Source organism: Anaerocolumna xylanovorans DSM 12503 (assembly GCF_900143645.1).
GTDB lineage: Bacteria > Bacillota > Clostridia > Lachnospirales > Lachnospiraceae > Anaerocolumna > Anaerocolumna xylanovorans.
On the sequence record NZ_FRFD01000007.1, the window covers coordinates 1 to 14,621 of the forward strand.

The following is a 14,621-nucleotide window of genomic DNA, read 5'->3' on the forward strand; positions in this document are numbered from 1 at the left end:
CAATTTTAGCAACTCGTAAACTGGTAAAACGTGATTTTAGTCCTGCAAAATCAAGGATTAATAAAAAACATGAATTTACCTTTTCACTTAACGAAATACCCGGCATCCTGCCCAGCATCCTATTTCAATCAAATTTGACAGGGAAATAAATATCTCTCTGTCTGGCATCCTCCCCAAGTAAATTGACACTGTAAACGGATTGTGTTATGGTTAAGGAAACCTTTTTAGACTATTTGATATCTGGAGGAAGCCTTATGTATACAATTAAAGAAGTCTCTGTAAGAACCGGTCTGTCCATTTATACCCTGCGCTATTATGACAAGGAGGGATTGCTTCCTTTAGTAAAACGTACCCCTTCGGGAATCCGTAAATTTTCCGACAATGACATTGCCTGGCTTGGTTTAATCTGCTGCCTTAAAAATTCCGGAATGTCTATCGAAAACATCAAGGAATTTATGAACCTTTGCCTAAAGGGGGAAGAAACCGCAGAAACCCGCAAGGAAATGCTTCTCAAGCATAAAGAACATATCTTACATCAAATGAAAGAACTGAAAAAAAGCCTGGACACGGTAAATTATAAAATCGATCACTATAAAGAGATAGGGATTTTCCATATAGACGGCGACCAGCAAGATGCTGTATAACAAGTATAAATTCTGCAAGGAGGCTTTTTCATGCTCTCAGTACCGATAGACCTTGAATCCCCTGTTCCCATGTATGAACAGATTTATTCCTATATTAAAAATGACATTAAGGACGGCAGGCTTACGGAACGCTCCAAGCTTCCTTCCGCCAGAAGCCTGGCCACACATCTGAATATCAGCCGCAATACGGTAGATATGGCCTATTCCCAGCTGGTATCGGAGGGTTATATTGAGTCAGTCCCCAAAAGCGGCTTTTATGTTGCTGCCGTTTCTGCTCTTGCTTCCATTCCTCTGATGCCGTTAAACAGAAAAGAAAATAAGAAAGAAGAAAAGAAATCTTTTTTATATGATTTCTCTCCCTTTGCTATTGACATTAACAGCTTTCCCCATAATATCTGGAGAAAACTCTCGAAAGATTGCATGAATGAATATAACAATGAACTTTTCCTCTTAGGTGACAGCAAAGGTGATGAATCATTGCGTAATGCTATTGCCGGATACCTTTACAGCTCAAGAGGTGTAATTTGCTCGCCGGAACAGATTATTGTGGGAGCCGGAACAGATTATCTCCTGCTTTTGCTCTCAAAACTGTTTTCCGTACAAAAGACAGATAACCCTGTTATCATAGCCATGGAAAACCCCACCTATAAACGTGCTTATGAGATTTTTACCACCGGTATGCAGTTTGAAGTACTTCCCGTGGGATTAGACCAAAATGGTATCCGTGTTGACAAGCTTTCCGGATCAAAAGCGGATGTCGTATACGTAACCCCTTCCCATCAATATCCTCTGGGACTGGTAATGCCGGTTAAAAGAAGGCAGGAGCTGCTTTCCTGGGCCTCGCTGAAAAATGAACGCTATATTATTGAAGACGACCACGACAGTGAATTCCGCTATAAAGGAAAACCCATTCCTGCTCTTAAAGGAATGGATTCCCTGGGGAAGGTCATTTACCTTGGCACCTTTTCAAGAGCCATTGCTCCTGCAATCCGTGTCGGATACATGGTACTGCCGGAGGAACTCTTAACGCTCTATAAGAAGCACCTTGGCATGTTCGCTTCCACTGTTTCCAGAGTAGATCAGTACATCATAACTCACTTTCTGGCAGACGGATATTTTGAGCGTCATCTGAATAAAATCCGAACCCTGTATAAGAATAAACATGATTTATTGCTTCAGGCACTAAAGATATTCCAGAATAAAATTATCCTGGAAGGGGAACATGCAGGTCTACATCTGGTGGTTTATTTCAAAACCTCCCTGACGGAAAAGGAACTTCTTGACCTGGCCTGTTCAGGCGGCATCAAGCTATACGGCCTGAACAGGCACTATATTGTACCGGGTGCTAATACCCTTCCCGGAATTCTTCTTGGCTATGCAAACTTATCAGAGGATGAAATAAAAAAAGGAACCCTTGCTTTATATGAAATTTTAAAAGATTTTTTAACAGATTGAAGTAAGACATTGTGAAATAAAGCACCGGAAAAGCCTGTAACCTGGTTTTTCCGGTGCTTTTATAATGTAATAACGTTTATGCTCCATTGGGCAATCATCTACCCTTATTCTGAAAGTATTCCCTGCCATAGTCCATATCCTTATCCATCTGAGCTTTCAGCTCATCAAGGGAATGAAATGTTTCTTCTCCCCTCATTCTCTCTAAGAAGGATACCTGAATGAATTTTCCATACAGGTCATTGTCATAATCGAAGAGGAAAGTTTCCACTCTTTTCTCCGGTGTCGTTCCCACCGTAGGATTATGTCCGATATTGGTAATGCCCGGATATTCTTTTCCTTCAATGGCTGTAAGGGATATATATACTCCATCCGGCGGAAGCAGCTTAGTTTTATCCGGTATCAGATTGGTAGTGGGAAATCCGATCGTTCTGCCGATTTTTCTTCCATGCAGGACTTCCCCCCTGACAGAGAAGGGCCTCCCAAGAAGTTCCTGTACCTTCTCCATGATGCCTTTTCCTATCTGCTCTCTGATACAGGAGCTGCTGATTTCTTCATTCTCGATTTTCTTCTTCTCAATGATTTCGAGCTCATAGCCATAAACAGAAGCATACTCCTCTAACATCTTTACATTTCCTCTTCTGTCCCTGCCAAAGCAGAAGTCCGAACCGACTACGATATATTTTGCATCCAGTTTATTGATAAGGATGTCTTCGATGAATTTTTTCGGCTCCATAGACCTTGTTTCTTCCGTAAATGGAAAGGAAATCATAACATCCAGCCCATATTCCATAAGAATATGCTGCTTTTCCTCTTCCGTATAGATTAATTCCATTTCTCTATCTGAAAGCAGCTTACCGGGATGATAGAGAAAGGTAAATACAACTGCATTAAGCCCTCTTTTCTTCTGCTCAATTATCTTATTCAGCAAAAGCTGATGACCTAAATGCAGTCCATCAAACTTCCCAAGGGTTACTGCACTTCTTTTTAGTTGAAAATCTGCTCTTCCTGCTATATATTCCATATTTTCTCCCATCCGTGCTTTATAAAAACATTTTATAGGGTTTTATTATCTGTTCAGCCGGGCAATATTCGTAAATGCCGGTAAAATTGTTTTCTCCGCCATATACTCTGACCTTATCCGTCATATCGCATAATCCAGCCATTTCCTGCTCTAATTGGCTTATACTTAAAGAATTACCGTTGTAAAGCTTCTTCTCGAATTCTTTCTTTACATATACCTTTGCATAATCGGGAAACATATCAGGAACTTGTATGATATGCTCTTCTAACACGCCTGCTCTCATTTTTGCCTCAATCTCATCAAGCTTCAGGCTTTTTACTATTTCGAATTCTCCTGCCCGTATCCTTACCAGTTCTTTCATACAACCGCCGCAAAGAAGCTTCTCACCGATATCATGGCAAAGAGTTCTGATATAGGTTCCTTTTGAGCAGTCCACTACAATAACCGCCTCATTTGTTTCGCCGTTAAAGCTTTCTACCGTTATACTATGTATTTCAACATTTCTGGCTTGTCTTTCGATTTCCTTTCCTTCTCTGGCAAGTTCATAAAGACGCTTTCCATCTACTTTAAGGGCAGAATACATAGGCGGAATCTGGGCATAGGTGCCCTGAAAGGAAAGAATGGTATTTATTATTTCTTCCCTGCTTGCAGTAACCGGCTTTTCTGCCAGCACCGTACCGGTAATATCTTGCGTATCCGTAACCTTTCCAAGCAGTAACACTGCACGGTAAGTCTTGCTTTTATCTGTCAGGATATCACACAGCTTTGTTCCATTACCAAGGCACACGGGCAGAACTCCCCTCGCATCAGGGTCAAGTGTTCCCGTATGTCCTATTTTCTTCTGCTTTAAGATTCCCCGAAGCTTTGCCACTACATCATGGGAGGTATATCCTTTTTCTTTATATACATTAATAATTCCGTTTATCAACGAAGTACTCCTGTTCTCTATCTGTTCTTTAGCTGAAATTCAATATGGGGTGTCAGATTATTTACAACATCATGAAAAGTTCCATGCATCGTGCAGCCGGCTGCTCTTACATGCCCTCCGCCGCCATAATATACAGCAATCTTTCTGACATCCACGGCTCCGTTTGACCTCATACTGACTTTACATTCATGGAAATCCGATTCATAAATGAGTATTGCGACTTCCACTCCCTTTGTAATACGAAGCTGGTCTATGATTCCATCAAGATCTGATGACTCAACCTCATAAAACTCCATCATTTTTCTGCTAAGAGAGGATACGATACATCTTCCGTCAAGTAAAAATATACTTTCCAAAAGACATCTTCCCAATATCTGATTTTGATGATAATCCTTACGATAAAAGGTCTCATCAATCATTTCCGAAAATGGCACACCCTTCTCAATCAGAGCACCTGCTATCTCCATAGTTCTCTTTGTGGTGTTGCTGTGTTTAAAGACTCCTGTATCATGTATTATCCCCATATAAAGGGCATTTGCAATGGTAAGGTCAATATATTCTTTTTCCATAAGCTCATAAAGAACTTCACAAGTTGAACTGGCATCAGGTACTACATGATTTATCTGCGCAAAATTCGTATTGCTGATATGGTGGTCAATATTGATTGTTTTAGCGGCTCTCTTAAAATATTCCTCTGCAAAACCCAATCTGTCCAAACTTCCGCTGTCAAGCGCAATGAATACATCATATACTTTGCCCTCATTATTCGTTTGCCTTATCTTTTTGGCATCCTTTGTAATCTGAAGCTTTTCCGGTATCTCTTCCAGATAGATATCTACCTGTGTATCTTTTTTTATCTGGCTCAAATAACGGTATAGGGCCAGACAGGAACCGGCACAGTCCCCATCCGGCCTCATATGCCCGGCTATTCCGATAGAATTAACGTTCCCCACTTCTTTTAGCAAATCCATTCTACATACCTCCCTGGCTATTTGTCCATCACCGTCTATTCTGGCATAGAATCATTGCTTTCCTTGTCATCATCCTGTAAATCTTTTGTAACTTCATGAATCAGACGCGACATGTTAACACCATATTCGATGGATTGGTCCATGATAAAGATTAATTCCGGCGTATTCCTTAAGTTAATTGTTCTGGCAAGCTGTCCTCTCATATAAGGAGCTGCACTGCGTAAACCAAGCAATGTGTCTTTTTGCGCCTGCTCGTCACCAAGTACACTGATATATACCTTGGCAGATTTTAAATCCGGTGCCACCTCCACTGCTACAACAGAAGTCATGGGGTGAATTCTTGGATCTTTTATTTCTCTGTTTATTAGCTGGCTTATTTCTCTTTGAACTTCACCGTTGATACGGGTGTTCTTAATACTGTTTTTTCTCATATAACTCTCCATTCTGCCGAAGCACCGCGAATTTGGGCTTTGGCACAAACTTTAACTTTCTTAAGGCTTGCGCCATAAGGATCAATCTTGCTCTTTCTCCCCATGGCGCAGTTTTTACCTTTTTATTTTCTTGGAACTTCTTCCATAATATAAAGCTCCACCTGGTCGAATTCTTTGATATCATCGAACTTTTCGAATACCAGACCACATTCATAGCCTGCTGCTACTTCCTTTACATCGTCCTTAAAACGTTTTAAGGAAGCCAGAGAGCCCTCATAAGTCTTATTGCCTTCTCTTGTTATTCTGGCAAAGCAGCCTCTTTGAATCTTACCGTCTAAAACATAGGAGCCTGCAATCTGACCAAGGCCGGAGGCTTTAAATACCTGCCTTACTTCTGCATGACCTATGACTTTTTCTTCATAGATAGGCTCTAACATACCCTTCATGGCAGATTCTACATCTTCAATGGCATTGTAAATTACACGGTAAAGTCTCAAATCTACCTTTTCACTCTCTGCCTTTTCTTTTGCCACATTATCCGGCCTTACATTAAATCCGATGATAATAGCATTGGAAGCGCTGGCAAGGTTTACATCGGATTCATTGATAGCACCAACACCACCGTGTATAATTCTGACTGCTACTTCTTCATTGCTAAGCTTTAATAAGCTTTGCTTCATAGCTTCTACAGAGCCCTGAACATCTGCTTTTATAATGATGTTGAGTTCTTTTATATTACCTGCCTTAATCTGTGAAAATAAGCCATCAAGAGAAAGTTTTGCTTTGGTATCAGCAAGCAGCTTTTCTCTGCCCTGTGAAATATAGGTTTCGGAAATAGCTCTTGCTTCTTTTTCGGTACTGGTTGCTATGAAGATTTCACCTGCGTCAGGAACCTCGTTTAATCCTAGTATCTCAACAGGAGTAGACGGTGTTGCATCCTTTACTCTTCTGCCCTTATCATCCATCATGGCTCTTACCTTACCATAAGCAGAACCAATTGCGATAGAATCACCCACATGGAGTGTTCCCTTTTGAACAAGAACAGTAGCAACGGGACCTCTTCCCTTATCAAGCTCTGCTTCGATAACAATTCCTCTGGCATTTCTATTGGGATTTGCCTTTAATTCAATCATCTCTGACGTAAGGATAATCATTTCAAGAAGCTGCTCAATTCCTTCTTTAGTATGTGCAGATACGGGAACGAATATGGTATCGCCGCCCCAATCTTCTGCAACCAACTCATATTCTGTCAGTTCCTGCTTTACACGTTCGATATTGGCACTGGGCTTATCAATTTTATTGATTGCAACAATAATCTGAATACCAGCTGCCTTTGCATGGCTGATAGCCTCTATTGTCTGCGGCATTACACCGTCATCTGCTGCGACTACCAGAATTGCAATATCCGTAGACTGGGCACCGCGCATTCTCATGGAGGTAAAAGCTTCATGTCCCGGGGTGTCAAGGAAAGTTATCTTCTCTCCGTTAACTTCTACAACATAAGCTCCGATATGCTGGGTAATACCGCCGGCTTCATGGGAAGTTACATTCGTCTCTCTGATTGCATCCAAAAGGGAAGTCTTACCGTGGTCAACATGACCCATCACGCAGATAACAGGCGGTCTCTTTTCAAGAGTTTCGCTATCGTCTTCTTCTTCCTTTAAGAGCTCCTCTATAACATCAATCTTTATTTCATGCTCTACTATGATTTCATATTCAATGGCAATTTCCCCTGCTTCTTCAAAGGTAATTTCCTGATTAATCGATACCATCTTGCCGGAAAGAAAGAGCTTCTTTACAAGTGTTGCTGCAGGCATCTTCATCTTATCTGCCAATTCCTTAATCGTCAGCACATCAGGAATTACAATTGTTTTAATCTCATCTTCCTTATTTTCCTGCTGTATAGCCTTGGGCTTAATAAACTGGCCCTTCTTAGGCAGTTTGATTTCATCATTGTTCTCGTTATCGAAATTCTTCTCATAGGTATTCTTTGTATTTTTGCCATTTTTATTTCCTCTGCTGTTTCTGACATTTACAGAATCACTTCTTGACATTCCGATAGGTGCATCAAATTTCTTGGTAGAATCCGTTCTGGTTCCGGTACTTCTTCTCCTGCTGTCATTCGTATCATCTTTATCCTTATTCATACCGCCAAAGCCAGAAGATTGACCATTACTGCGGCCCGCGGAATTTCCGCCATACTGGCCGCCGCCCGGACGGTAGCCTCCGCTTCCTGCCGGTCTTCCTCCCGCTGAATAAGGTCTTCCCTGACCGGTTCCAGGCGTTCTGTTCTGTGAGTCACCATTTCTGTTATATTGTCCCTGACCGGTTCCACTATTGTTTCTATTATACTGTCCCTGGCCGGTTCCACTATTGTTTCTGTTATACTGGCCCTGGCCGGTTCCACTATTATTTCTGTTATACTGTCCCTGGCTGGTACCATCACTGTTTCTGTTATACTGCCCCTGGCTGGTACCGTCACTGTTTCTGTTATACTGCCCCTGGCTGGTACCATCATTGTTTCTGTTATACTGTCCCTGGCTGGTACCGTCATTGTTTCTGTTATAGCCCTGGTTGTTATTATTTCTGTTATACTGACCCTGATTGTTATTTCCATAGGAATTATTTCCGTAAGGACGGTTTGTGCCACCCTGATAACCTTGATTATTAGCACCTCTGTCATTTTGGGGCCTTCCGCCATTTCCCTGTCCCTGTTGACTGTACTGTCCCTGCTGACCCTGCTGACCTTGCTGTCCCTGTGGACGGTTTCCTCCGTAAGGGCGGTTCTGGTTATTCTGATTTCCCTGACGGTAGGGTGCATTCTGTCCCTGTGCTCTGGTAAAGCCTTCTCTTTCCGTTCTTTGTCCCTGGTCCGGTCTCTGCCCCTGATAAGAAGGTCTGTTTGCGCCTTGTGGATGAGCACTCTGTGCCCCCTGTGCTCTGGTAAAGCCTTCTCTTTCCGTTCTTTGTCCCTGGTCCGGTCTCTGCCCCTGGTCCGGTCTTGTTCCCTGCTGATGAGGACGTCTTTCAGAATTATCGTTATAATTTCTCTGGCTTCCTTCCGGTCTTTGTCCCTGGTTGTTCCTGTTATGCACACCGTCTCTGTCGTTTCTCTGTCCCTGATAGGAACCACGGGAGCCCTGTTCCCCATTATTATGTTCCGTAAAACCGGTTCTTGGTGCATTCTGTCCCACACCTACAGAAGCTGTCTTAAGTTTGTCAGCCTGATTACCCGGTGCAGTTTCCGCCTTCTTTTCTTTATTTTCCGCAGTTAATGCTGTTGCAGCTACGGAAGTGTTTTTCTCAGTCTGATCTGACTGGGGAGCGAAACGCCCTTTTACCATGCTAATCTCCTTATCATCGATGCTGCTCATGTGACTTTTGACATCCACGCCTTTTTCATTTAAAAAACCTACAATATCCTTGCTTTGCATATTAATTTCTTTTGCCAGTTCATATATTTTAATTTTAGCCATACTTACTACCTCCACTTATCATGACTCAGTGCTTTCTTCGCATGTGTCACTCATTAACATGTTCAGTTGCTTTTCTACCGCATCAGCCAGACCCTTGTCTAATAGAACCAGGGAAGCCCTGAATTCTTTTCCAATAGCATGCCCGAGTTTTGTCTTATCACCAAAAAAGTAAATCGGCACTTTGTAGTAAGTACACATATTGGTAAACATCTTTTTCGTATTATCTGATGCATCGGCGGAAACCATCACAAGCTTTGCCTTTCCTTCCTTTACAGCCTTTTCGGTCATAAATTCACCACTTGAGAGTTTTCCTGCCTTTGCTGCTAAACCAATATAAGAAAATACTTTTTTTTCAATACCCTGTTCTGTATTTGTGCTATTGTTTTCATATGCCAAGTCCATTCAGCTCCTTCTTCAATTCCTCATACACATCCCCGGGAATATTTACTTTTAAGGACCTTTCCAGGCCTTTGCTCTTTACTGCCTTGACAAAGCACTCTTCCGATTTGCACAAATACGCACCTCTTCCGTTCTTTTTGCCCGTAGTATCAAGCATTATAATATTCTCCGGTGTTTTAATAACACGGATCATTTCTTTTTTATTCTTCATCTCACCGCAGCCGATACACTGCCTTTGGGGAATCTTCTTTACTGCTGCCATATGTTTACCATCCAATTTCGTCAGCCTGAGTCTCGCTCTTGATATCAATCTTAAAGCCTGTTAATCTTGCAGCCAGACGGGCGTTCTGTCCTTCCTTGCCAATAGCTAAGGAGAGCTGGTAGTCCGGCACGATAACACGGGCGCTCTTTTCTGCCTCATCTACAGAGACAGCCACTACCTTGGCAGGACTTAAAGCATTCTCTATGAGAATGACAGGATCCTCGCTCCAACTGATGATATCAATTTTTTCTCCTCTAAGTTCATTTACAATTGCATTTACTCTGGCTCCGTTGATACCGACACAAGCACCTACCGGGTCAACATCCGGGTTGTTGGAATGAACGGAAATCTTTGTTCTGGAACCGGCCTCTCTTGATATGCTCTTGATTTCTACGGTTCCGTCCTTTACTTCTGCAACCTCAGATTCAAATAACCTCTTAACCAACTCAGGATGAGTTCTGGATACGGTGATTTTCGGTCCCTTGGTGGTGTCCTTTACTTCCAGCACATATAATTTTATACGGTCTGTAGGTCTGAAATGCTCGCCCTTAACCTGTTCATTTTCCGTAAGAACCGCATCCACCTTTCCCAGATTGATACTTACATTATTTCCTACATAACGCTGTACGATACCGGTTACCACATCTTTTTCTTTGCTGTAATACTGGTTATACAATACTTTTCTTTCTTCTTCCCTGATTTTTTGTACCACTACCTGCTTTGCCTTCTGGGCAGCAATACGTCCAAAATTCTTAGGAGTTACTTCCACATTAACGATGTCGCCGATATCATTCTTGGGAAACTTTAATCTCGCTTCCACAACGCTTATCTGGATAACAGGATCTGTTACAGTCTCTACGATTTCTCTTTCTGCATAGACATTTACAGCACCTGTTTCTCTGTTTATGTTAACTTTGATATTATCTGCCTTTCCGAAATGGTTCTTACAGGCAGCTACCAGTGAGTTCTCCATGGCTTCTAACAGAATTTCCTTACTGATATCTTTTTCTCTTTCAATCTGATTTAATGCGTCAATTAACTCTTTGTTACCATTCATTTTCTGTTAATCCTCCTCTTTTCTCCTGTTTCTAGGGATTTTCTTCGTGTGAAAATCAAAAAACAATTTTCACTTCTTATTAAGAGCTAAAAATCAAATGCAAGGCGTATTAAGGAAATGTTCTGTCTCGGAATATCCAGTGTCTCGCCTTCTTCAAATTCCAGGGTTATCTTCTCTTCATCGTAAGCCTTTAATATACCTGTAAACTGCTTTTGCTTCTCAATTGCCTTATAAAGCTTTACATCTACTTCCTCACCAAGGCTTCTCTTAAAATCCTTTTCTTTCTTAAGCTGTCTTCCAAGGCCTGGCGAGCTGACTTCTAAAATGTAGGCATCCGGTATAAAATCATGCTTATCCAACAAATCACTTAATGCTCTGCTGACCAATTCACAGTCGTCTACAGTGATACCGTCCGGTTTATCAAGGTAAGCCCTTAGATACCAGTTGCTTCCTTCCTTTACATATTCCACATCCACCAGCTCTAACTGATGCTCAGATATGATCGGCGCTAACAACTGCTCCGTCTTCTGTTCATATTCTTCTTTCTTTGTCATCTTCACCTAAACCTTTCTATAAATACAAAGAGTGGACTTTCGTCCACTCCTTTCAAATACTTTTACACTCTCAATTATTTATTATAACATCAATCGCAAGGGAAATCAAGTATTATTTCCCATTTTTTGATTTTTCTATCTTCAAACTTTTATCTTCTATGAGCTAACTCTTTTACGATATCTTTCCAGTCCAGTCCGCATTCTGCCATAAGCACCATCATGTGATATAAAAAGTCGGATATCTCATATTTTAATTCCGAAGAATCCGGATTCTTTGCTGCTATAATAATCTCTGCTGCTTCTTCTCCGCACTTCTTTAATATTTTGTCAATGCCCTTATCAAAAAGATAGTTGGTATAGGAGCCTTCTTTGGGATGCTCCTTGCGGTCCATAATAACACTGTATACTTCATCCAATACGGTCAAAGGGTTTGTATCATCATAGGGCTTTTTATAGGTTTCTTCAAAGAAACAGGTGGGGCTTCCCGTATGGCAGGCAGGTCCTATCTGGCGTACCTTGGCAAGAAGGGTATCCTTATCGCAATCCACCGTCAAAGACTTCACATATTGGAAATGTCCCGATGTCTCTCCTTTTATCCAAAGCTTACTGCGGCTTCTGCTGTAATAGGTCATTCGGCCCGTTTCAACTGTCATATTGTAGGCTTCCTCATTCATATAGGCAACCATAAGGACTTCCTTGGTCTTATAATCCTGTACCACAACAGGCAGGAGTCCGTCATTATTTTTCTTCATCGCAGAAAATGGGATGCTGCTTTCGCAGGTATTCACAGGAATACTTTCTGCTTTTAAGGCTTTCTTGGCAGCGTATAAATCCTGGCTCTTATAATAATCCGTAATAATTCCTTCTATGTTATCTCCTAAAAGCTTCTTTTTTATAAAAAGCTGTGTATCCTGCTGCCGGCCTGTTTCTTCCTTCTCTGTGCCTGTCTCTTTACAGTTCTTAATAATTACCGGAAGATTACTATCCAAGGGCTTACCATCGGTGCTGTCTGACGATGCCTCTGTTCTCTCTGCGATAACAGCCGAAACAAACTCTCCCGCCCATGCTGCTAAACAGCTGTTTTCTTCGTTTTCCTTTATCTCCAGATAAATTCTGTCTTTTCCAAAACGCGTGGAAGCTTCTTTTAATGCCTTCATAACGGTGGTTTCCTCCACCGTATTTTGTGATTCTCCTGACGGCTCACCGGATACCTTTAAGTCCCGGACCTTTACTGCTATGGCTCTGGCTCCGGTATAGAGTGCTTTCTTTACATCTTCAAAGCGCTCCATATGGCAGCTGATTATAATAGGAATATCCACTTTCTTTGCCAACTCCCCGGCTGCCTTTAAAAATTCTTCCTTACAGGAATAGTCTTTGGTATCACAGCTAATATAAAGCTCATCAGCACCATAGGCTTCATAAGCTACCCCCTGCGCCAAAAATTCTTCTGTATTCTCTCTATTATAAGCTATACACGGTATAATCTTCTTTTTCATGACTGCCTCCTATTCTATTGTTCCCTTTGTAGACAGTACATCCTTTATTCTTCCATCAAAGAAAGATGCTTCATCCAAAGCCTTGGCAAAGGCTTTAAAAGCTGCCTCAATAATGTGGTGGGTGTTGCTGCCATGAATCTTCCTGATATGAAGATTCATACCGGCACTATAGGATAGAGCATAGAAAAATTCCTGTATTAACTCTGTGTCAAGCTCTCCTGCCATAGGGGCAAGGCTTCCAAGGTCACATACCAGATAAGGTCTTCCGGATAAATCAATGGCACATACCACAAGGGATTCATCCATTGGAAGCATAAAGTTTCCAAAACGTTTAATTCCTTTTTTATCTCCCAGTGCCTGACGGATTGCCTGTCCTAATACAATTCCCGTATCCTCCACCGTGTGATGCCCATCCACATAAAGATCGCCTTCTGCCTTTATCTCCAGGTCAAAAAAACCATGCTTTGCAAAGCCCTCTAACATATGGTCAAAGAAGCCGATTCCTGTCTTTATCCTGGCTTCACCGGTTCCATCCAGGTTGATGGAAAGTGTAATATCTGTTTCTTTTGTTTTCCTGGTGATAGTGCTTGTTCTATCCATGCCTATTCCTCCTCAAAACGTACTGCAATGGAATTGGCATGGGCGGTAAGGCCTTCTGCCTGGGCAAAGCGTACTATATCTTTATAAACCGGTTCCAGGGCTTCTCTCGAATAAGAGATAATACTGGATTTCTTAATATAATCATCCACACTTAAGGGTGAGAAGAACTTGGCTGTTCCATTGGTGGGAAGCACGTGATTGGGTCCTGCAAAATAATCCCCAAGTGGCTCACTGCTGTACTCCCCAAGAAAGATTGCTCCGGCATTTTGTATCTTTGTCATAAGGGTAAAGGGATCCTTTGTGAGAATTTCAAGGTGTTCAGAGGCTATCTCATTGGCTGTCTCCACTGCTTCATCCATGTCAGAAGCTATGAGGATATAGCCGTAATTATCAAGGGATTTTTCAATGATTTCTTTTCTCGACAACACAGATGTGAACTTCTTTACTTCTTCCGATACTCTATAAGCTAATTCTTCACTGGTGGTAATTAAGATAGCACTTGCCAGCTCATCATGCTCTGCCTGTGATAAAAGGTCAGCAGCCACATATCTTGGATTGGCGGTTTCATCCGCAAGCACCAGTATCTCACTGGGTCCTGCGATGGAATCAATACTTACGTGGCCATATACAGCTTTCTTTGCCAGTGCTACGTAAATATTGCCCGGCCCCACGATCTTATCCACTTTTTTTATGGATTCCGTCCCATGGGCAAGAGCTGCTATCGCCTGTGCGCCTCCCACCTTATAAATCTCTGTAATACCTGCTTCCTTTGCAGCAACAAGGGTTCCGGCATAAACTTTCCCTTCACTGTCCGGCGGTGTGGTCATAGCAATACGCTTAACTCCTGCTACCTTTGCAGGGATTACATTCATCAGAACAGAAGAGGGATAGGCTGCCTTTCCTCCCGGTACATATACTCCGACGGATGCTAAGGGAGTAATCTTTTGTCCCAGTATAATCCCACTTGGCTCACTGTCAAACCAACTGTACTGCTTCTGCTTTTCATGATAGGTTCTGATGTTTTCTGCGGATTTTCTAATAACCTGTACTACCTCGGGGTCCACCAAATTGTAAGCTTCTTCCATCTCTTCTTTGGTTACCAGAATGGTATCCCGGTTAATATCTGCCTTATCAAAACGCTTGGTGTATTCAAAAAGAGCAGCATCTTTTCTTACCTTTACTCCCTCAATAATTTCAGCCACCGCTTTTTCATAAGTCTCATACTGGTTGGGACTTCGCTTTAACAGATTTCTTAGAATATCTTCTTTTATTCCTTTTTCTAACCTTTCAATCCTCATCATGACCTCTTTTCCGAATATCAGCTTTA

Annotated in this window: 14 protein-coding genes; 2 read left to right on the plus strand and 12 right to left on the minus strand. The window is 41.9% G+C overall.

All coding sequences use genetic code 11. The annotated features are described in order from the left end of the window. The first annotated feature begins 254 nt into the window (after positions 1-254). On the plus strand, positions 255-644 hold the full coding sequence (locus BUF11_RS12020) for a MerR family transcriptional regulator (protein ID WP_242952367.1): 390 nt from the start codon (positions 255-257) through the stop codon (positions 642-644). 30 nt (positions 645-674) lie between these two features. Beyond that, a complete protein-coding gene (pdxR, locus tag BUF11_RS12025) occupies positions 675-2,099 on the plus strand; it encodes a MocR-like pyridoxine biosynthesis transcription factor PdxR (protein ID WP_073589112.1) in 1,425 nt (474 codons plus the stop codon). Positions 2,100-2,193: 94 nt separating this feature from the next. Here pdxR and BUF11_RS12030 read toward each other — a convergent pair whose 3' ends face one another. The 12 genes from BUF11_RS12030 to hisD form a co-directional block, all read right to left on the minus strand. Then, positions 2,194-3,120, minus strand: a complete 927-nt coding sequence (locus BUF11_RS12030) for a bifunctional riboflavin kinase/FAD synthetase (RefSeq protein ID WP_073589113.1) — start codon at positions 3,118-3,120, stop codon at positions 2,194-2,196. A gap of 19 nt (positions 3,121-3,139) precedes the next feature. Further along, the gene (truB, locus tag BUF11_RS12035; protein WP_073589114.1) at positions 3,140-4,048 is read right to left on the minus strand and encodes a tRNA pseudouridine(55) synthase TruB; all 909 of its coding nucleotides are present in this window, start codon (positions 4,046-4,048) and stop codon (positions 3,140-3,142) included. 17 nt (positions 4,049-4,065) lie between these two features. Beyond that, a complete protein-coding gene (locus tag BUF11_RS12040; protein ID WP_073589115.1) occupies positions 4,066-5,019 on the minus strand; it encodes a DHH family phosphoesterase in 954 nt (317 codons plus the stop codon). A 35-nt stretch (positions 5,020-5,054) separates the two neighbouring features. After that, positions 5,055-5,450, minus strand: a complete 396-nt coding sequence (rbfA, locus tag BUF11_RS12045; protein ID WP_073589116.1) for a 30S ribosome-binding factor RbfA — start codon at positions 5,448-5,450, stop codon at positions 5,055-5,057. 122 nt (positions 5,451-5,572) lie between these two features. Next, a complete protein-coding gene (infB, locus tag BUF11_RS12050) occupies positions 5,573-8,926 on the minus strand; it encodes a translation initiation factor IF-2 (protein WP_073589117.1) in 3,354 nt (1,117 codons plus the stop codon). A gap of 18 nt (positions 8,927-8,944) precedes the next feature. Then, the gene (locus BUF11_RS12055) at positions 8,945-9,328 is read right to left on the minus strand and encodes a L7Ae/L30e/S12e/Gadd45 family ribosomal protein (protein ID WP_073589118.1); all 384 of its coding nucleotides are present in this window, start codon (positions 9,326-9,328) and stop codon (positions 8,945-8,947) included. Next, positions 9,312-9,587 (minus strand): RNase P modulator RnpM, encoded by a 276-nt coding sequence (rnpM, locus tag BUF11_RS12060; RefSeq protein ID WP_073589119.1) that lies wholly within the window; start codon positions 9,585-9,587, stop codon positions 9,312-9,314. The genes BUF11_RS12055 and rnpM overlap by 17 nt, the downstream gene beginning before the upstream one ends. Positions 9,588-9,591: 4 nt before the next feature. After that, positions 9,592-10,644: a transcription termination factor NusA gene (gene nusA, locus BUF11_RS12065; protein WP_073589120.1), complete on the minus strand. Its 1,053-nt coding sequence runs from the start codon at positions 10,642-10,644 to the stop codon at positions 9,592-9,594. Between the two features lie 86 nt (positions 10,645-10,730). Then, positions 10,731-11,198 carry a ribosome maturation factor RimP gene (gene rimP / locus BUF11_RS12070; RefSeq protein ID WP_073589121.1) on the minus strand — a complete coding sequence of 156 codons (468 nt, stop codon included), beginning with the start codon at positions 11,196-11,198 and terminating at the stop codon, positions 10,731-10,733. A gap of 149 nt (positions 11,199-11,347) precedes the next feature. Then, a complete protein-coding gene (gene hisIE, locus BUF11_RS12075) occupies positions 11,348-12,694 on the minus strand; it encodes a bifunctional phosphoribosyl-AMP cyclohydrolase/phosphoribosyl-ATP diphosphatase HisIE (protein ID WP_073589122.1) in 1,347 nt (448 codons plus the stop codon). Between the two features lie 9 nt (positions 12,695-12,703). After that, positions 12,704-13,294, minus strand: a complete 591-nt coding sequence (gene hisB / locus BUF11_RS12080; RefSeq protein ID WP_073589123.1) for an imidazoleglycerol-phosphate dehydratase HisB — start codon at positions 13,292-13,294, stop codon at positions 12,704-12,706. A 2-nt stretch (positions 13,295-13,296) separates the two neighbouring features. Then, positions 13,297-14,592, minus strand: coding sequence for a histidinol dehydrogenase (gene hisD, locus BUF11_RS12085; RefSeq protein ID WP_073589402.1), 1,296 nt, complete (start codon positions 14,590-14,592; stop codon positions 13,297-13,299). Positions 14,593-14,621 lie beyond the last annotated feature (29 nt).